This window comes from Ornithinibacillus scapharcae TW25, assembly GCF_000190475.1.
Lineage (GTDB): Bacteria > Bacillota > Bacilli > Bacillales > Amphibacillaceae > Ornithinibacillus > Ornithinibacillus scapharcae.
The window spans coordinates 63,599-83,208 of sequence record NZ_AEWH01000004.1 but is presented as its reverse complement, the minus strand read 5'-3'; the positions used below and the strand labels follow the sequence as shown (position 1 = coordinate 83,208).

At 35.9% G+C, this 19,610-nt stretch carries 17 protein-coding genes and 1 pseudogene; all 18 read left to right on the top strand.

What is annotated here, in order from left to right; translation table 11 throughout:
• A complete protein-coding gene (locus G5W_RS0100850) occupies nt 1–2,034 on the top strand; it encodes a chemotaxis protein CheA (protein WP_010093399.1) in 2,034 nt (677 codons plus the stop codon).
• Nucleotides 2,035–2,059: 25 nt separating this feature from the next.
• Complete coding sequence (locus G5W_RS0100845; RefSeq protein ID WP_010093398.1) at nt 2,060–2,533, top strand: chemotaxis protein CheW; 474 nt, start codon at nt 2,060–2,062, stop codon at nt 2,531–2,533.
• A gap of 1 nt (nt 2,534) precedes the next feature.
• Nucleotides 2,535–3,173, top strand: coding sequence for a chemotaxis protein CheC (locus tag G5W_RS0100840; protein WP_010093397.1), 639 nt, complete (start codon nt 2,535–2,537; stop codon nt 3,171–3,173).
• Nucleotides 3,166–3,666, top strand: coding sequence for a chemotaxis protein CheD (locus G5W_RS0100835; protein ID WP_010093396.1), 501 nt, complete (start codon nt 3,166–3,168; stop codon nt 3,664–3,666). Before G5W_RS0100840 ends, G5W_RS0100835 begins: the two co-directional genes overlap by 8 nt.
• Nucleotides 3,667–3,716: 50 nt before the next feature.
• Nucleotides 3,717–4,481, top strand: a complete 765-nt coding sequence (locus tag G5W_RS0100830; RefSeq protein WP_010093395.1) for a FliA/WhiG family RNA polymerase sigma factor — start codon at nt 3,717–3,719, stop codon at nt 4,479–4,481.
• A 24-nt stretch (nt 4,482–4,505) separates the two neighbouring features.
• Nucleotides 4,506–5,879: a DUF342 domain-containing protein gene (locus G5W_RS0100825; protein ID WP_010093394.1), complete on the top strand. Its 1,374-nt coding sequence runs from the start codon at nt 4,506–4,508 to the stop codon at nt 5,877–5,879.
• A gap of 50 nt (nt 5,880–5,929) precedes the next feature.
• Nucleotides 5,930–6,238, top strand: coding sequence for a hypothetical protein (locus G5W_RS0100820; protein WP_010093393.1), 309 nt, complete (start codon nt 5,930–5,932; stop codon nt 6,236–6,238).
• A 7-nt stretch (nt 6,239–6,245) separates the two neighbouring features.
• Complete coding sequence (locus tag G5W_RS0100815) at nt 6,246–6,722, top strand: DUF6115 domain-containing protein (protein WP_010093391.1); 477 nt, start codon at nt 6,246–6,248, stop codon at nt 6,720–6,722.
• Between the two features lie 164 nt (nt 6,723–6,886).
• Complete coding sequence (gene rpsB, locus G5W_RS0100810; protein ID WP_010093389.1) at nt 6,887–7,633, top strand: 30S ribosomal protein S2; 747 nt, start codon at nt 6,887–6,889, stop codon at nt 7,631–7,633.
• 225 nt (nt 7,634–7,858) lie between these two features.
• On the top strand, nt 7,859–8,743 hold the full coding sequence (gene tsf / locus G5W_RS0100805; protein WP_010093387.1) for a translation elongation factor Ts: 885 nt from the start codon (nt 7,859–7,861) through the stop codon (nt 8,741–8,743).
• A gap of 114 nt (nt 8,744–8,857) precedes the next feature.
• Nucleotides 8,858–9,580, top strand: coding sequence for a UMP kinase (pyrH, locus tag G5W_RS0100800; RefSeq protein WP_010093385.1), 723 nt, complete (start codon nt 8,858–8,860; stop codon nt 9,578–9,580).
• Between the two features lie 2 nt (nt 9,581–9,582).
• Nucleotides 9,583–10,140 (top strand): ribosome recycling factor, encoded by a 558-nt coding sequence (gene frr / locus G5W_RS0100795; protein ID WP_010093383.1) that lies wholly within the window; start codon nt 9,583–9,585, stop codon nt 10,138–10,140.
• A 303-nt stretch (nt 10,141–10,443) separates the two neighbouring features.
• Entirely contained in the window at nt 10,444–11,205 is a 762-nt protein-coding gene (locus G5W_RS0100790; RefSeq protein WP_010093382.1) for an isoprenyl transferase, read from the top strand.
• 15 nt (nt 11,206–11,220) lie between these two features.
• Nucleotides 11,221–12,021: a phosphatidate cytidylyltransferase gene (locus G5W_RS0100785; protein ID WP_010093381.1), complete on the top strand. Its 801-nt coding sequence runs from the start codon at nt 11,221–11,223 to the stop codon at nt 12,019–12,021.
• Between the two features lie 45 nt (nt 12,022–12,066).
• On the top strand, nt 12,067–13,329 hold the full coding sequence (gene rseP / locus G5W_RS0100780; protein ID WP_010093380.1) for an RIP metalloprotease RseP: 1,263 nt from the start codon (nt 12,067–12,069) through the stop codon (nt 13,327–13,329).
• A gap of 207 nt (nt 13,330–13,536) precedes the next feature.
• Nucleotides 13,537–17,825: pseudogene (locus G5W_RS0100775) on the top strand (PolC-type DNA polymerase III).
• A gap of 148 nt (nt 17,826–17,973) precedes the next feature.
• On the top strand, nt 17,974–18,795 hold the full coding sequence (locus G5W_RS0100770) for an STAS domain-containing protein (protein ID WP_010093378.1): 822 nt from the start codon (nt 17,974–17,976) through the stop codon (nt 18,793–18,795).
• 334 nt (nt 18,796–19,129) lie between these two features.
• A complete protein-coding gene (rimP, locus tag G5W_RS0100765; RefSeq protein WP_010093377.1) occupies nt 19,130–19,600 on the top strand; it encodes a ribosome maturation factor RimP in 471 nt (156 codons plus the stop codon).
• The last annotated feature ends 10 nt before the right edge of the window (nt 19,601–19,610 follow it).

The following is a 19,610-nucleotide window of genomic DNA, read 5'->3' as shown; positions in this document are numbered from 1 at the left end:
ATGGATACAACACAATACTTAGATGTTTTTATTGATGAAAGTAATGAACATATCGAGGTTCTCTATAAAAAGTTGTTAGAGCTCGAAAAGGATCCTACTGAAAAAGCAATAATTGAAGAAATATTTAGAGCTGCGCATACCTTAAAAGGAATGTCTGCAACAATGGGTTATAATGATTTGGCTAAGTTAACCCATACCTTGGAAAATGTATTCGATGCCATTCGTTATGATAAAGTTCAAGTACAATCAGAAATGATTGATTTGTTAGTGGAAACAGTTGATCATCTAAATGCCATGGTTGAAGATATTGCAAGTGGAGGAAATGGTTCACAAGATATAACAGACGTTGCAAATCAATTAGAAGCAATTGAAAAAGGTGAAGTAGTTGTACCAAAAGAGAAAATAGAAACAGTTCAAGAGGTAGTAACAGCTCAAAACAGTAGTGTGTTCACCAAGTTAGATGAATTTGAATTATCCATTCTGAATGAGTCGAACGAGAGAGGCTTCCAAAACTTTGAGGTCTCTGTTCAACTAAGGGAAGACTGTTTATTAAAAGGTGCCCGTGTATTTATGGTGTTTGAAGTATTAGAACAATTGGGTGAAGTAATTAAGTCTAATCCTTCTGTCACAGACTTAGAGGATGAAAATTTTGATTACTCTTTCTCCGTAATACTAGTTTCTAGCGCCAAGGAAAATGAGATTGCTGAAAAGATTAAAAAAGTATCAGAAATCGAAAAAGTAACAGTAGACGCATTCTCTGTAAACAATTACCTAGATAGAAAAGAGACTGAGCTGACTACACCAGTCACTAATGAAGTAAATACTGTCGAAGATAAGAAAGTAGAAAAGAATGAGTCAACAGACAGTGAAAATACGAAGAGTAGTCATAATAAAACAATCCGAGTAAACATTGATAAACTTGATGTGCTGATGAATCTATTTGAGGAATTGATTATAGACCGTGGTCGTCTTGAGCAAATTTCTACGGAATTACGTAATACGGAGCTTCAGGAATCGGTAGAACGTATGTCCAGAGTGTCAAGTGACCTACAAAATATCATTCTTACTATGCGCATGGTTCCTATTGAACACGTATTTAGTAGATTCCCGAGAATGATTCGTAAACTTGCAAGAGACTTGGATAAGCAGGTGGATTTAGAAATTATCGGTGCAGACACAGAGTTAGATCGTACAGTAATTGATGAAATTGGAGATCCAATTGTCCATCTATTGCGTAATGCCATAGACCATGGCGTAGAAACACCAGAAGTGCGTTTACAAAAAGGTAAACCAGAAAAAGGTACCATTAAATTAAAGGCCTTCCATAGTGGTAACCATGTATTTATTGAGATTGCTGACGATGGTGCAGGGATAAACAAAGAGAAGGTGTTAAAGAAAGCTATCGAAAATGGTATAGTATCTGAAAATGATAAAGATACGTTAACCGACCAACAAATCTATGGTTTAATCATGGAAAGTGGATTCTCTACAGCTGATAAGATTTCTGATATCTCTGGACGAGGTGTAGGTCTAGATGTGGTGAAAAACACGATTGAGTCACTAGGTGGCAGTATAACAATAGACTCGGAATACAATAAAGGTTCTGTATTCTCTATTCAATTACCACTAACATTGACGATTATTTCTGTATTGTTAGTTGAATTAAATAAAGAGAAATATGCTATACCTTTATCTTCAATTATTGAAACAGCTATTGTGTCGAAAGAACAGATTCTTTCTGCACACCATAAAAAAGTAATTGATTTCAGAGGAAAAGTAGTTCCATTAGTTAACCTTAAAGAGATATTCGATGTGCCGAATGCGGATCATGATGAGGAATATACATCAATTGTTATTGTGAAAAAGGGCGAAAAAATGGCTGCACTTGTTGTAGACTCTTTCATTGGTCAACAAGAAGTAGTTCTTAAATCCTTAGGGGCATATTTGAGTAGCACATTTGCAATATCTGGAGCAACTATTTTAGGTGATGGACAGGTTGCTTTAATTGTCGATAGTAATGCAGTAATTAAATAATAATATTTTTAAGGGGGAAGAAAAAATGAGTAATGAAACAGCTACTGAAAAAAAGGTTATTGTATTTCAACTAAAGGATGAAGAATTTGCAGTTTCCGTACAACAAATTGGTTCAATTGAGCGAATTGAAACGATTACACGTGTTCCGAATACTGCGAAGTTTGTGAAGGGTGTAATTAACCTAAGAGGAGTAGTAACTCCGATTATTGATCTTCGTTCTCGATTAGGAATTGAAGAATCTGACTATACAGAATCAACGCGGATTATTATTGTATATTTGGATGATATGGAAGTTGGATTAATTGTTGATGCAGCTAATGATGTAATCGATATTTCTACTGACGCTATTGAACCTGCCCCTGAAGTAATCGGTGCAGTCAATGCAGATTATATTGAAGGCGTTGCGAAACTAGAAAATCGTTTATTAATCTTATTAGACCTTAAGAAGGTTCTTACGTATGAAGAAATTAACGAGTTAAAAAATGTAGAAGGTCAATAATATGAATTATGAGCAACTATCACTTATCCAATTGGATGCGTTAAAGGAAATTGGAAATATCGGTGCTGGAAATGCTGCGACTTCCATGTCTAAATTGATTCAAAAAAAGGTAGATATGGTGGTGCCCAGCATAGATATCGTGGCATTTGATGAAGTGATGGATTTGGTAGGTGGTGCCGATAACCTGATTGTATCGATATTATTTGAAATACAAGGTGACGCACCAGGTATGGTTTATCTATTATTCTCAGCAGAAGAAGCGGAATCTCTAGTAAAACAAATGACAAGAAACAATGCGATTTCGCTCTTTTCTGCTGAAAAAGACAATGAAATAGCCTTTTCTGCATTGGGAGAAGCAGGGAATATCTTAGCAGGATCATATTTATCCGCGTTATCCGATTTTACCAATATTAATATGCAACCATCAGTACCACATATCAGTATCGATATGGCTGGGGCCATTTTAACGGTTGGTCTATTACAAGTTTCAGAGGTGACCGATTATGCCATTATTATTAATACAAAGATTAATGATGAAGCGGCAAATCATCAAGGTGTGAATGGTCAATTATTATTATTACCCTCACCTGAGTCATTTGCTAACATCTTTGAAGCATTAGGAATACAAGACTATGCATAAAGAAAAGACAATTGTTAAAGTAGGGATAGCGGATTTAAACATGGTTTCTGCTCCTGATGTGATTCGAACATCAGGGTTAGGCTCCTGTGTAGGTGTAGTTATTTATAATTTGAATAAACAAATAGCAGGAATGGCACATGTCATGCTACCAGATTCCAGTCTTGGAAAACAGGCCACACTAAATGAGTACAAATATGCTGACACTGCAATCGACATACTGGTCGATAAGCTTTGCCAACAAGGTATTAGAAAATCTCAACTACAAGCTAAACTTGCAGGTGGCGCACAAATGTTTCAAATTAACAACAGTTCTAATGACCTTATGCGAATTGGTAAGCGAAATATAGAAGCGGTTCTATCAAAACTTAATGAACATAATATTCCGGTAATATCTTCTGATGTTGGTGGGAATTTTGGAAGAACGATAGAATTTGATCCACAGAACGGACAATTAAAAATTCGAACCATTACTAAGGGTGAAGAAATTATTTAAATACATCGTGTAAGGTAGATGTAAAATTTGGACAGGGAGGAGCATGTCATTTGGGAACAAAAATCTCTCCCCTAGAGCAAGAATTATGGGAAAGATGGAAAAACCATCAAGATAATGATGCAGCAAATGAATTAATTCAACAATATATGCATTTGGTGAATTATCATGTAGAACGAACCATAAGCCATCTTCCAAGTAGTGTTTTAAGAGAAGATATTAAAAGTCTTGGCTTATATGGACTGTACGACGCCTTAAAAAAGTTCGATCTTGATCGGGATCTGAAATTTGATACCTATGCTTCCTTCCGAATTCGTGGAGCTATTATTGATGGCTTAAGAAAAGAAGATTGGCTTCCAAGGTCCATAAGAGAAAAAACAAAGAAAATTGAACAAGTTACCCAGCAATTGATTCAGCGGTACCAACGCGATCCTAGTTCAGAAGAAATTGCTAAGGTATTAGATATGCCTGTTGAGGAAGTTGAAACATACGTCCGAGACGCACTTGTCGCTAATATGTTGTCTATTGAGGAAAAACCAAAGGATAGTAAACATAAAGAAGGTATAGGATATACCATTCCTGATGAGACAAGTGTACAACCAGAAACACAGGTTATTCGAAATGAACAATATAAGGAATTAGCGAATAGTATTAAAGGCCTGAAGGAAAACGAGCAAATGATAATTAGTCTCTTTTATAATGAGGGATTAACATTTACAGAGATCGGGCAAGTACTTGGTTTAACGACATCTAGAATTTCACAGATCCATAAAAAAGCTATCTTTAAATTAAAAAACACATTAAAAGAAGCTTTATAATTTCAGCCGAAGGAGTAGTTTGGTATGACGGATCTAAATCAATTGTTTAAAGTAGTTGTTTCCAAAGATCATATGATTGCCGAGCTCCATTATACTGATGAATATCTCGTAAACCGTGATATAGAGATTTCAGTGGAACTATTAAAACAATTTCTTATCGAAAACAAAATTGTTTATGGAATAAATAGCGAGGGCATGAATCAATTTTCTGGCCTCCCAGCTCTTGAAGACTTCCCTGTAACAATTGCGACCGGGGAAGCTCCTGTTCCTGGTGAAGATGGTAAGGTACATTATGTGGTTAATTTTAATCCTGAAGTAGAAAGAACGGATGAAAATTGGAATTTTCGCGATGTCATGAGTATCCCATCTGTTGAGGTCGATGAGAAACTAGCAACAGTTTCACTACCTACCGAGGGTGTCCCTGGGACAGATGTTTATGGAAATACAGTTCCCGCCAAACCGGGGAAAACAGTTAAAATGAAAGCGGGTAAAAATGTACGCTTTGATGAAGAGAATTTAATCTTTTATTCGGAATCAGTTGGACAGGCTAGTGTACAAGGAAGCTATATACATGTTCATCCAGTTTTTGAAGTAAGAGATTCATTATCCATGAAAGAAGGAAACCTAGACTTTATCGGAACCATTATCGTACGAGGTGATGTACCTTCAGGATTTTCATTAAATGCTGGCGGAGATATTAAAATATTCGGTATGGTAGAAGCAGCAACATTAACAGCAGAAGGTTCTATATATATTGCGGAAGGTTTTGCTGGACTGCAAAAAGGATTAATTGAAGCAAAAGAGAATCTGCAAATTGGTTATATTAATCAAGGAATAGTGAATATCCAAAATAACTTATATGTGGAAAACTCTATCCTTCATAGTGATTGTATAGTAGGGAACGAGTTGATTTGCCAAAGGGGCAGCATAATTGGTGGAAAGATATCTGCGGGGGGGAGCATCCAAGTTAAACATGTTGGAAATCATTTAAACACTCCTACATATTTAAATCTTGGACGCAACCATAAAGAGGTTGAGCGAATAGAAGAACTCCAAGCACAGAAAAAAGAAGTGGAAGATTCATTAACAAAACTTTCGCTTATAGGAGACAAATTAGCAAGCACACCTAATATTGAGTCAAACCCTAAATTATTCACGATGCTCCAAAAGCAACAGGCTTCCTATGATAAAAACCTAGAATTACTAGAGAATATAAAGGAAGAACTTAACTCTATTTCAAGTGAATCTAACGAGAAAAAAGCAAAATTGACGGTGCTTGGCAATATTTATGGAAATACGATAGTATCCTTTGGTAAATACAGGCGAGTAATTAATACTCCATATAAGCAAGTCGAATTTGAGCTCGTCCGTAATGAAATATTTATGCGTGCCTTATAATATTTCCAAAAGGAATAGTCCTGTATAAACGCCTGAAAGAAGTGATCTTAATGAGTTGGAAATCGATTGAGATGCAAGTAGCACTTCCTAGAACACAAGATGCCGGAAAGATTCAAGAACAGCTTTTTAAACAAAATCAACATTTTCAAGAGGGATTAGCACAGAGTAATCTTGTACAAGAGATGGAGAAACGAAAGAAAGTTCAAGAGTTTGATGAGATTCACTTGCAAAAAGATGGCCAAAAAGAAGAAAAGGGATCTGGACAAAGAGGTAATAGAAAGAACGAGAAAGATTCAAACGAAGTTGAACACATAATCAAACATCCTTTTTTAGGGAACAACTTTGATATTAGGAGCTAAACGTTTTATGACATCATTTTTATTTATCATTAGTTTTTTATTACATATTGTTTCTATTGTCGCGATCTATTCTTTACATAAACAACGCCTACAAACTCATTCTACGGATACTACAAAAACATCCGATATCATCGAATTAATGGATAGTTATCTGGAAGAGATTAAACAGGAGAATAGACTCTTACAGGAAGAATTGTCGAAGAATAATAATGATTCAACTAACAAAGAGAATGTTACATCTAAGAAGAATCTAGATTCTGTTACCAGAATAGAGCCTACTCTGGATTCTAAAATCGATGAAGAACCACTAGAAACAATAGATATAAATCTGAATAGTGACGTACAGGATGAGATTGAAGTGTCTCTACAATCACGAATATTAAAGCTGTATCAAGAGGGACGTTCAATCGAAGATATAGCTCGAAGTTTAGGTTGTGGAAAAACAGAAGTAGAATTAATTGTAAAATTTCACGAGAAAAAGTAATATTTAAGCTTGATTACCTGAATCTAGTATGATATATTTATTTTTGGTGTAAATACAACATATTTTTTATTTATAACCACACACGCTTGTTGATTTGCTAAAAGGTGCCGAAAGGTCTTTAGCAGAAATGATTCAAGCGGAGGAAAAACCAAGGAGGAAAAATAATGTCAGTAATTTCTATGAAGCAATTACTAGAAGCTGGTGTACATTTCGGACATCAGACACGTCGTTGGAACCCTAAGATGAAGAAATATATCTTCACTGAGCGTAACGGCATTTATATCATCGACCTTCAAAAAACTGTTAAGAAGGTAGAAGAAGCTTATAACTATGTGAAAGAGCTTGCTGCTAACGGTGGTACTGTTCTTTTCGTAGGTACAAAGAAACAAGCACAAGATTCTGTTAAAGAGGAAGCTATCCGTTCTGGTATGTACTATGTTAACCAACGTTGGTTAGGTGGTACACTTACAAACTTCCAAACAATTCGTAAACGTATTAACCGTTTAGTTGAAATTGAAAAAATGGAAGAAGATGGTACTTTTGAAGTACTACCTAAAAAAGAAGTTGTTGGTTTACTAAAAGAAAAAGAACGTCTTGTTAAATTCCTTGGTGGAATTAAAGACATGAAGAAACTACCAGATGCACTATTCGTAATTGACCCTCGTAAAGAGCGTATTGCAATTGCGGAAGCTCACAAATTAAACATTCCTATCGTTGGAATTGTTGATACTAACTGTGATCCTGATGAAATCGATTATGTGATCCCAGCTAATGATGATGCAATCCGTGCTGTGAAACTTCTAACAGCTAAAATTGCTGATGCTATCCTTGAAGTTAAACAAGGTGAGGAATTAGAAGTAGTAGAAGAAGCACAAACAGAAGATTCAGTTGAAGCAACTGAAGAAGCTTAATTCTGAAAAGGTCAGGTGATAAGAGGATAAGCCTTTTATCACCTTTTTTTAAGGATAACTTGCTTAGAGGTACATTAGACTTGTGATTGGTTTGTTCTTATTTCAGATAGTTAATGCTAATTATGAAACTACTTCGCTCATATGTACGAACAAAAGCGAGTTTCTAAGCATTTAATATCAAACTAAGGTAAAGCTAAATATGTATAATATTAAGGAGGATTCAAGATGGCAATAACTGCACAAATGGTAAAAGAACTTCGTGAAAAAACTGGTGCTGGAATGATGGATTGTAAGAAGGCACTTACAGAAACTAATGGTGACTTAGATAAAGCAATTGATTACTTAAGAGAAAAAGGTATTGCAAAAGCTGCTAAAAAGGCAGATCGTATTGCTGCAGAAGGATCTACATATATTGCAACTGAAGGCAATACAGCAGTATTAATGGAAGTTAACTGTGAAACAGACTTCGTAACAAAGAATGATCAATTCAAAACATTACTAGTAGATTTAGGAAACCACATCCTATCTCAAAAACCAGCAAGCGTTGAAGAAGCATTACAACAAAAGCTTAATGGTGATGGGGAAACAGTTGAAACTTATATCAATTCTGCTGTAGCAAAAATCGGTGAAAAACTATCTCTTCGTCGTTTTGAACTTCTTACTAAAACTGACAATGATGTATTCGGTGAGTACTTACACATGGGAGGAAGAATTGGTGTTCTTACTCTAATTGAAGGTTCTACTGATGAAGCTCTTGCGAAAGACATTGCAATGCATGTTGCTGCAGTAAACCCTAAATATGTTAGTCGTGACGAAGTGTCAGAAGATGTAATTAACCACGAGCGTGAAGTGTTAAAACAACAAGCACTAAATGAAGGTAAACCTGAAAACATTGTTGAGAAAATGGTTGAAGGCCGTCTAGGTAAATTCTTTGAAGAAATTTGTCTATTAGAACAAGGTTTCGTTAAAGATCCAGACCAAAAAGTTAAGAAGTATGTCGCTTCTAAAGGTGGAAGTGTAAAGACATTCGTTCGCTATGAAGTAGGAGAAGGAATGGAAAAACGTGCTGACAACTTTGCAGAAGAAGTAATGAGCCAAGTTAAAAAATAATGAAAAACAACAATAGGGGACATTTAATGTTCCCTATTTCACCATAAATATAGATTTCGACATAAATTCAATGTGAATACGCATTGAATGAAGTTACACTTTATGGAGGTTATTATGACAACTGCTCGTTACCAAAGAATTGTTTTGAAATTAAGCGGAGAAGCTTTAAGTGGAAATCAGGGCTACGGTATTGAACCAAAAGTTATCCAGTCCATCGCATCCCAAGTCAAAGAAGTAGTTAATCTTGGTGTAGAGGTTGCCATTGTTGTAGGTGGCGGAAATATTTGGCGTGGTAAAGTCGGTAGTGAAATGGGAATGGATCGTGCAACAGCTGATTACATGGGAATGCTAGCAACTGTTATGAATTCTTTAGCATTACAGGATGCATTAGAAACGATTGACATTCCAAGTCGAGTGCAAACTTCGATTGAAATGAGACAGGTGGCAGAACCCTATATCAGAAGGAAGGCTATTCGTCATTTAGAAAAGAAACGAGTGGTTATTTTTGCTGCGGGTACCGGTAATCCTTATTTCTCTACAGACACTACAGCTGCTTTAAGAGCGGCTGAAATCGAAGCTGAAGTAATTTTGATGGCTAAGAATAATGTGGATGGTGTTTACTCAGATGATCCAAGAGTAAATAAAGAAGCAAAGAAATATGATAATATTACGTATATGGAAATGCTGAACGAAGGCCTAGGCGTAATGGATTCTACTGCTTCGACATTATGTATGGAAAATGATATACCGCTAATCGTGTTCTCTATTACAGAAGAAGGAAATATTAAAAAGGTTGTCCAAGGTGAGACAATCGGTACAATTATAAGGGGGAAATAATCATGACTGATCAAATTATGAATGAATGCCGAGATAAAATGCAACAAACTATTCAAGCATTTACAAGAAATTTGGCCACGGTGAGAGCTGGAAGAGCTAACCCAAGTTTACTTGACAGTGTGTTTGTTGAATATTATGGTGCCAATACACCACTCAACCAGTTAGCTTCAATAGGAGCACCTGAAGCACGATTACTTGTTATTACTCCTTATGATAAAACTGCTATGGGAGATATTGAAAAAGCCATTCAAAAAGCAGATTTAGGATTATCTCCATCTAATGACGGTAATGTAATCCGTCTTAACATCCCTCCATTAACAGAAGAGCGTAGAAAAGACTTAGTTAAAGTGGTAGGGAAGTATGCAGAAGAATTTCGTGTTCAAGTAAGAAACGTTCGTCGTGATACCAATGACGCACTGAAAAAAGCAGAGAAAAATGGAGAATTAACAGAAGACGAACTAAGAAATGCTCAGGATGACGTTCAGAAAGTAACGGATAAATATATTGCTGAGATCGATCAATTAGCAAAAGACAAAGAAAAAGAGATCATGGAAGTTTAATAACCATTGAACTCGATTGTGATTATTGGTACGTAGATTCCAATAAAAAATTTTGCTCTATTTAGAGGAAAAATGATGTCTCTATTTACAATTAAAGCCCTCTTTGTATAAGGGGGCTTTTGTATTCTTACTAGAAAATAGTATAATGAGAGTATTATTTTAGACGTAACGAACATCATCAAGATGTTATTTATGGTATGATGTTACTAAATACATATTGTACGGACTGACATAAACAATAGCTTTTTAGCATAAGTATTATAGTATTTTATAATGATAAACACCAGTGTTCGGAGGGAAATTATGCAGATGAAACTTCCTTTTTTAAAATCAAAAAAAGATAGCCCCTCACAAGATAATGAATTAATCACTATACCAGAACATGTTGCAATAATTATGGATGGAAACGGACGCTGGGCTAAGAAAAGGGGTCTTCCAAGGGTTGCAGGTCATAAAGAGGGGATGGACGTGGTCAAGCGGACAGTTGATACAGCCGTCAAGTATAACATCAAGATCCTAACATTATTTGCGTTTTCATCAGAAAATTGGAAAAGGCCAAAACCCGAGGTAGAATATTTGCTAAAATTACCGAAAGAATTTCTACATACATACTTACCGGACTTAATTAAAAATAACGTACGTATCGAAACCATTGGAGATTTTGACTCGTTACCGGAGCATACGAAAGAAGCTGTTCAGTATGCAAAGGACAAAACGAAGGATAATAATGGATTATTGTTAAATTTTGCTCTAAACTATGGTAGTAGAAATGAAATCATTAGAGCGATTAAGCTTATATCAAAAGACATTGATGATTCGAAGCTCTCACTCGATCAATTAGATGAGAGTCTGATATCTAAATATTTATATACGCAAGGGTTAACTGATCCAGATTTATTAATTCGCACGAGCGGAGAACAACGCCTCAGTAATTTCTTACTCTGGCAACTCGCCTATACAGAGTTTTGGTTTACGGATGTTCTCTGGCCTGACTTTAATGAAAAAATATTTGTTGAGGCGTTATTAGACTATCAAAGAAGATCTAGGCGCTATGGAGGTATATAAGGTGATGAATGGTAAATGAAGCAACGAATTTTAACAGGAGTGGTAGCACTTATCCTATTTGTACCATTTGTTATCTATGGTAAATTGCCTTTTGCGGTAATTATTTACTTGTTGGCAACAATTGGTTTAATAGAACTATTGAAGATGCATAAAGTTTCTTGGACTTCTATTCCAGGTCTTATAGCTATCCTATTTTTATGGCTAATTCTATTTCCAGGGTTAGAAGGGATTACTTCTCTTCACTTTAGTACGAATACAACTCAGATTCTGTTAATTTTTGTGTTCCTGCTATTGGCCTATACCGTATTATTGAAAAATAAGTTTACGTTTGATGATGTTGGATTTATCTTATTAGCTGTTCTATATGTTGGTTTAGGTTTCTATTACCTTTTAGAAACCAGAAACAGTGCAGATGGACTTGCTCTAATTTTGTTTGCGTTCTTGATTATTTGGTCGACTGATACAGGCGCATATTTCATGGGACGAGCATTTGGGAAGAACAAGCTATGGCCAGAAATTAGCCCGAATAAAACCATCGAAGGAGCTGTAGGTGGTATTCTTTTGGCTACAGTTGTCGGTGTGGTTTTCCATGTCATTCACCCATTCACAGATAGTGTACTAACTGTCATCATCATGACGATAGCATTGTCCGTATTTGGTCAGATAGGTGACTTAGTTGAATCAGCATTTAAACGTCATTATAATGTGAAGGATTCAGGAACCATCCTACCTGGTCATGGTGGGATATTAGATCGATTTGATAGTGCCATATTTGTTTTTCCGGTACTTCATTTAGTCTTACAACTAGTAGGTTAGGAAATAATATACTCTTTTCTACTTCAATAAAGGAAGGTGTTATGTTTGACGACAGTTATTGCTTTTATATTTATGTTTGGGTTATTAGTATTCGTTCACGAATTAGGACATCTTATTTTTGCTAAACGCGCTGGAATGTTAGCTAGAGAGTTTGCCATTGGGATGGGTCCGAAGATATTCGCTTTTACGAAGAATGACACCCTTTATACTATAAGACTACTACCTATTGGTGGTTATGTACGAGTGGCGGGGGAAGATCCTGAGATAATTGACTTAAAACCAGGTCATCATATTGGTTTAGAGTTTAATGATGAAGGTAAAGTGAATAAGATTATCGTTAACAATAAATCAAAACACCCAAATGCCCGTGTGATTGAAGTAGAAAAGGCAGATCTGGACCATGAATTAATCATTGAAGGTTATGAAGTAGAAGAAGAGGAACGCTTACGCTTTGAGGTGGACCGTCGTGCTTTATTCGTGATGGATGAGAAAGAAACTCTAATTGCACCATATGACAGACAATTCGCTTCTAAATCACCCGGAAAAAGAGCAATGCAGCTATTTGCTGGACCAATGATGAATTTCTTATTGGCTATTCTAATCTTTATTATAATTGGTGTTGTACAAGGTGTACCAGTAGAAGAAGCGAGAGTCAGTGAGATCGTCGAAAATGGCCCGGCTGCGGAAGCTGGTTTCCAGCCCAATGATGAAGTCATTCAAGTAGATGATAAGTCCATATCTACCTGGGGAGAATTCACCAGCATTGTACGTGATAATCCAGGAGAAGAATTGACTATGACAGTTTTACGTGGGGAAGAGACGATAGAATTAACAGTAGTTCCTAAAGAAGTTCCTTTCGAAGGTCAAGAGGGTTCTTACGGACAAATTGGTGTTTTGCAGGCATCGGAAAAAACATTTTGGGGATCTTTTAAATATGGTGCAGTTAAAACATATGAAACAACATCGATGATATTGACGAACTTAGCAATGCTAGTAACTGGCCAATTAGGTCTGGATATGTTGTCTGGACCGGTTGGAATTTATGATGCAACAGACCAAGTTGTACAAACTGGTTTTATGAATTTCTTAATGTGGACAGCAATCCTTAGTATTAATCTTGGGGTAGTTAACCTAGTTCCTTTACCAGCACTAGACGGTGGAAGACTATTATTCGTAGGTATTGAGGTCTTACGCGGAAAACCTATGGAACCCGAAAAAGAAGGAATCTTCCACTTCGTTGGTTTTGCACTGCTAATGCTATTAATGATTATTGTTACTTGGAACGATATTCAACGTTTATTCCTATAAAAGGAATAATTACCAACTAAAAAACTTGTAACGATATACTAAACTTAGTACTATTAATTATAGTATGAAGTAATTTTCGGGACCCTTGTCTTTAATTCATGACAAGGGTTTCCATTATTTCACGGAGAAGTCTTGAAAACTTTTATACCTTTTACTAGAAAAATTTCTCCTCTCATTTGACGGGGATTTATGCAGGGGGAATTGAAAATGGATATATCTAAAATAGAAAAAATGAAGTTATTGCTTCAACAAATAGAAATGCCTGAAGAATATGTAAGTCAATATTTTGAAGAGAGTGCTTTATCAAAGCTCGATATCTATAAGGCTCAAAAGCTTTGGCACTTTCATGTTGATATAAAAAATATATTACCAACAGCTGTATATCAAGAGTTCATCACTAGATTAAAGCAATCCTTTCAACAAATTGCTACAGCTGATTTAACGCTTTACACACAAGATAATCAATGTACAGAAGAATTAATTGTCGATTATTGGCATCTCTTCTTACAACTAACTTCAGACATTTCTCCAGCCTATCGCGATTTAGTATTTAATCAAAAACCTAAAGTTAACGGTAATAAGATTATGTTAACAGCTAGGAATGAAGCAGAAGGACATGCGTTAAAGAAAAGACTGGACGAAACTTTTAGAGAATTTTGTAAAAAAGTGGGAGCGCCATCCTATACCTTAACAGTAGATGTTAAAACACAAATGGAAGAGATTGAAAAATTTCGAGAACAAAAAGCTTTAGAAGATCAAAAAATAATTCTTAAGACTATTCAAGATAAGGAAAAACGTGATAAAGACCGCTCAGTTGAAGAAAATCAGCCTTTTGCAATTGGATATAAAATTCAGGATGACGTTGTTCAGATGCAGGAAATTCAAGAAGAAGAGAAGAGAATTACGGTACAGGGTTATGTTTTCGATGTCGAAATTCGTAAGCTTCGATCTGGTAGAAGTCTACTAATTGCTAAAGCTACAGACTATACGGATTCACTTCAGATAAAGATGTTCTCAAGAGGCGACGAGGATGCCTTGAAGTTTGAACAACTGAAAAAAGGTATGTGGATTAAAGCTAGAGGTAGTATACAAACCGACATGTACTCAAATGAATTGGCAATGATGGCCAATGATATGCATGAAGTACAAGTTGCTAGCCGTCAGGACACGGCACCTGAAGGCGAAAAACGAGTAGAATTTCATGCTCATACGACTATGAGTCAATTAGATGCTGTTATTACACCAGCCAGACTGGTGGAACAAGCTGCAAAATGGGGACATAAAGCAGTAGCGATAACGGACCATGGTGGTGTACAAGGATTTCCAGAAGCATATAGTGCAGGGAAGAAAAATGGCATTAAGATTTTATATGGTGTAGAAGCTAATCTAGTAGATGATGGTGTTCCTATTGCCTATAATGAAGCAGATATCGATTTAAATGATGCTACCTATGTCGTGTTTGACGTAGAAACAACTGGTCTTTCTGCAGTTTATGATACCATTATCGAGCTCGCGGCTGTCAAAATTCATCAAGGAGAAATTGTCGATCGCTTTGAGGCATTTGCTAATCCACATCACCCCTTATCCCAAACGACAATCGATTTGACTGGGATAACGGATGAAATGGTGAAGGATGCACCAGATATCGAAGAAGTACTAAAGGATTTTCATTCTTGGAGTGGAGATAGCGTCTTTGTAGCACATAATGCAAGCTTTGACATCGGATTCTTAAATCAAGGTTATCAAAAAATTGGCTATGAAAAGGTTGAAAATCCAGTTGTCGATACGTTGGAATTAGCACGTTTCTTGCTTCCAGAGCTAAAAAATCATCGATTAAATACGCTTTGTAAGCATCTAGATATCGAGTTAACACAGCATCACCGTGCGATATATGATGCAGAGGCAACAGGTTATTTATTATGGAAATTGGTCAAGCGGGTTTTGGAGAGAGAAATCACAAACCATAATCAGTTAAATAACCATATGGGTGAAGGGAATGCCTATCAGCGTTCTAGACCATTCCACTGTACGTTGATTGCTCAAACACAAGAAGGTTTAAAAAATCTCTATAAACTAGTTTCCTATGCCCATATAGACTATTTCTATCGTGTGCCACGTATACCTAGGTCCGTTTTACAAAAGAATCGTACCGGTATCTTGGTAGGAACTGCCTGTGACAATGGGGAAGTATTCGAAACGATGATGCAGAAATCGGCGGAGGAAGCAGAAAGAGTTGCAGAGTTCTACGATTATATCGAAGTCCAACCGCCAAGGAACTATACGCATTTAGTTGAGAAAGAACTCGTTCAAAATGAAGCACAGATTTTAGATATTATAAGGAAAATAGTAGAGCTAGGACAGAAAATGGATAAGAAGGTAATCGCGTCAGGAAATGTGCATTACATTGATGAACATGAAAAAATGTACCGCCAAATCCTAATTGCCTCCCAGGCTGGTAATCCATTAAACCGTGTTTCATTACCAGATACGCCGTTTAGAACTACGAATGAAATGTTAGAATGTTTTAGTTTCCTAGGAGATAAAAAAGCAAAAGAAATTGTAATTACTAACACTCAATCATTAGCTGAAGAAATTGATGATATATCGCCTGTAAAAGATGACCTATATACACCGAAGATTGAAGGGGCAGACGATGAGATAAGAAATTTATGCTATACTCGCGCCAAATTCATTTATGGTGAACCAATTCCTAAAATAGTAACAGACCGTTTAGAAAAAGAACTTGATAGTATTATTAGTAATGGGTTTTCTGTTATTTATCTTATCTCTCATAAACTAGTTAAAAAATCATTAGATGATGGATATTTAGTTGGTTCAAGGGGATCGGTTGGTTCATCTTTCGTGGCAACCATGACAGAGATCACCGAGGTAAATCCATTACCACCGCATTATGTATGTCCTAGTTGTCACTATAATGAATTTATTACTGATGGTAGTGTTGCTAGTGGCTTCGATTTAGCCGATAAGGATTGTCCAAACTGTGGTACAGCGCTTAATAAAGATGGGCAAGACATTCCGTTTGAAACATTTTTAGGTTTTAAAGGGGACAAAGTTCCAGATATAGACTTAAACTTCTCCGGAGAATACCAACCAACCGCACACAATTATACGAAGGTATTATTTGGTGAGGATTATGTTTATCGTGCGGGTACCATTGGTACAATCGCTGAAAAAACAGCATATGGTTATGTGAAGGGGTATGCTTCTGATAAGAACTTAGTTTTTAAAAATGCTGAAGTGGACCGGTTAGTAAAAGGTTGTACCGGTGTTAAGAGAACAACTGGACAGCACCCAGGGGGAATCATCGTAGTACCAGATTATATGGAAATCTATGATTTTACACCAATTCAATTTCCAGCGGATGACCGGAAGAGTGAATGGAAAACTACTCACTTTGATTTCCATTCTATCCATGATAACTTACTGAAGCTGGATATACTGGGACACGATGATCCGACCGTTATTCGTATGCTACAGGACTTAAGTGGTATCGATCCTAAAACAATCCCTACAGATGATAAAGAAGTAATGAAAATCTTCTCGGGGACAGAGTCACTAGGAGTAACACCGGATCAGATATTAAGTAAAACTGGTACGTTAGGTGTTCCGGAATTTGGAACTAAGTTTGTAAGGCAAATGTTAGAGGATACAAAACCTAGTACTTTTGCGGAATTAGTCATTATCTCTGGACTATCTCATGGGACAGACGTATGGCTTGGTAATGCGCAGGAATTAATCAATGATGGTATCTGTAAACTACCTGAGGTTATCGGTTGTCGTGATGATATCATGGTTTATTTGATGCATAAGGGACTTGAAGCATCTTTAGCCTTCAAAATTATGGAATCTGTTCGTAAAGGTAAAGGTCTACAAGACGATTGGATTGAAGAAATGAAAAAGCATAATGTACCGGATTGGTATGTTGAATCTTGTAAAAAGATTAAGTATATGTTCCCGAAAGCTCACGCAGCTGCATATGTTTTAATGGCCGTTCGTATTGCTTACTTTAAAGTGCATTATCCATTATATTTTTATGCGGCGTATTTTAGTGTACGTGCAAGTGATTTTGATTTAGATACGATGGTGAAAGGGTCTGAAGCCATACGTAAGCGTATTGAAGAAATTAATGCAAAGGGGAATGACGCTGCTCCTAAAGAGAAGAGTTTATTAACTGTATTAGAGGTTGCACTCGAAATGTGTGAGCGTGGATTCTCATTCCAAAAAGTGGATTTGTACAAATCCAAAGCATCTGAGTTCATCGTGGAGGGCAATACATTAATTCCGCCATTTAATGCTGTTGAAGGTCTTGGTACTAATGCTGCAATCAATATCGTAAAAGCTAGAGAAGAAGGAGAATTCCTTTCTAAGGAAGATTTACGCGAACGTAGTAAAATATCTAAAACAATTCTTGAATATCTAGATAATCACGGTACATTAGAAGGAATGGAAGAAAAAACCAATTATCACTATTTTAATTTATATGAAGAGAGGGGGAAGACTCCTCTCTTTAATTAACTGTAACTACATAAGGTATAACTTGATAAACCATAACAAATGTATGTATAATAAATTCGAAATTATTTTATTATTATATGTACCTACCAAACCTAAGGAAGTGATCTGGTGACTAACTTCATACAAACAGAAGACTTACATAACTTTTTAATATTGAATAGAAACATCTTTGAAGAAAAATTGCTAAGTGAAGCGGTTAATGTAAGGGACAAAATTAAAGAGATTCACTTGATTGGGAATATCAATTTATTGGATAACGCGCATCAACTAGTTTTATTAGTAGTAGACCAAAGAGAAGAAGAAGTTAGACAATTTGCCAAGAAGGAAGGAATAGTGTGGGCAAAACATGCCATGACACTTAGTTTTAAATTAGAATGGATACGCGCTATAAGAAAGACCTTCTGGGTATTTTTACATCAATTTGATCTTTTATCTGGTAAACAAGTAAAAGATAGTGCAGCTTTCTATACAGAGACAAGTAATTATAATGAACTAATTGATACATTTACGAATAGCTTCTTTATTAGTTACTCGAAATATAAGGATGAGTTAATTGAAAAGCAACGGAAGCTAGTTAATAATCTATCCGTGCCAATTATCCCAATTACGCCTAATGTCAGTATTCTTCCTTTAATTGGAACAATCGATACTAGTCGAGCAAATGTAATTGAAGAAAAGGTATTACTGGAAGTGGGCAGATTAAGAATTCAAACACTAATCATGGATCTTTCAGGAATAGCAGAAATGGATAATGAAGCTATAAAACTATTCCTCAAGCTATTAGACGGTATAACCATGATGGGTAGTCAATTAGTCATAACAGGTTTACGCCCTGAAATAGTAAGAAATATGATTAAACTAGATATCGAATTTGGAGCAAAAGCAACAACGAAAGCTTCATTACAAAAAGCGCTACAAGATTATTTGTAAATGTAAACTAGTAAAAATGGAAGTATACTAGAATAATAAAGTGTAATTATCTAGAGTGAGCACTGATATTGTCTTGCAACTATATAGGTTTTATGGTATATTTTAGTAGTACGTATTGATAGTATCGGACTAAAAGAGTGGGTTTCTCCCACTCTTTCTTCGTAATCGCTCACTTTGTCTAGCTCCCCTTGCCTTGTTTTGGCAAGGGTTTTATATTGGTGAATAGGACAGTCATATACTATCCACAATACATAAATTCTCATTTAAATGAAAATAGAGCAGTTAGTTAATAATAAGTGTATGAATTTTTAGCTTAGGTAAAGGAGGAAGTTTTTTGAGCTCTCAGGTTGTCAAAACAACAGAAGAATTAGTTAAGCCAATTCTAGAGGAAAAGAATCTAGAACTAGTGGATATCGAATATGTTAAAGAAGGAAAAAATTGGTTTCTGCGTATTTTTATCGATAAAGAGGGCGGCATTGATATAGCTGAGTGTGGCGAAGTGTCCGAACAATTAAGTGAGAAGCTAGATGAAATAGATCCAATTCAAGAAGCGTATTTCCTGGAGGTTTCTTCACCAGGGGTAGAACGTCCATTAAAGACTGCAGAAGACTTTACAAAGCATATCAATAAAAATGTGTATGTAAAGTTATTTGAACCTATTAATGGGGAAAAAGCCTATGAAGGTATTCTTAAGGACTTCTCTAATAATATTGCAACAATCGAGTATAAAGTTAAAACGCGAAAACTACAAGTGGAGATTCCATTTGATAAAATTGCAAAAGCAAGATTAGCAGTTGTGCTATAAAGGGGGATTA

Coding starts and splice junctions, on each gene's coding strand:
- G5W_RS0100850 (WP_010093399.1), top strand. CDS start 1: ATGGATACAACACAATACTTAGATGTTTTTATTGATGAAAGTAATGAA.
- G5W_RS0100845 (WP_010093398.1), top strand. CDS start 2,060: ATGAGTAATGAAACAGCTACTGAAAAAAAGGTTATTGTATTTCAACTA.
- G5W_RS0100840 (WP_010093397.1), top strand. CDS start 2,535: ATGAATTATGAGCAACTATCACTTATCCAATTGGATGCGTTAAAGGAA.
- G5W_RS0100835 (WP_010093396.1), top strand. CDS start 3,166: ATGCATAAAGAAAAGACAATTGTTAAAGTAGGGATAGCGGATTTAAAC.
- G5W_RS0100825 (WP_010093394.1), top strand. CDS start 4,506: ATGACGGATCTAAATCAATTGTTTAAAGTAGTTGTTTCCAAAGATCAT.
- G5W_RS0100820 (WP_010093393.1), top strand. CDS start 5,930: ATGAGTTGGAAATCGATTGAGATGCAAGTAGCACTTCCTAGAACACAA.
- G5W_RS0100815 (WP_010093391.1), top strand. CDS start 6,246: ATGACATCATTTTTATTTATCATTAGTTTTTTATTACATATTGTTTCT.
- rpsB (WP_010093389.1), top strand. CDS start 6,887: ATGTCAGTAATTTCTATGAAGCAATTACTAGAAGCTGGTGTACATTTC.
- tsf (WP_010093387.1), top strand. CDS start 7,859: ATGGCAATAACTGCACAAATGGTAAAAGAACTTCGTGAAAAAACTGGT.
- pyrH (WP_010093385.1), top strand. CDS start 8,858: ATGACAACTGCTCGTTACCAAAGAATTGTTTTGAAATTAAGCGGAGAA.
- frr (WP_010093383.1), top strand. CDS start 9,583: ATGACTGATCAAATTATGAATGAATGCCGAGATAAAATGCAACAAACT.
- G5W_RS0100790 (WP_010093382.1), top strand. CDS start 10,444: ATGCAGATGAAACTTCCTTTTTTAAAATCAAAAAAAGATAGCCCCTCA.
- G5W_RS0100785 (WP_010093381.1), top strand. CDS start 11,221: ATGAAGCAACGAATTTTAACAGGAGTGGTAGCACTTATCCTATTTGTA.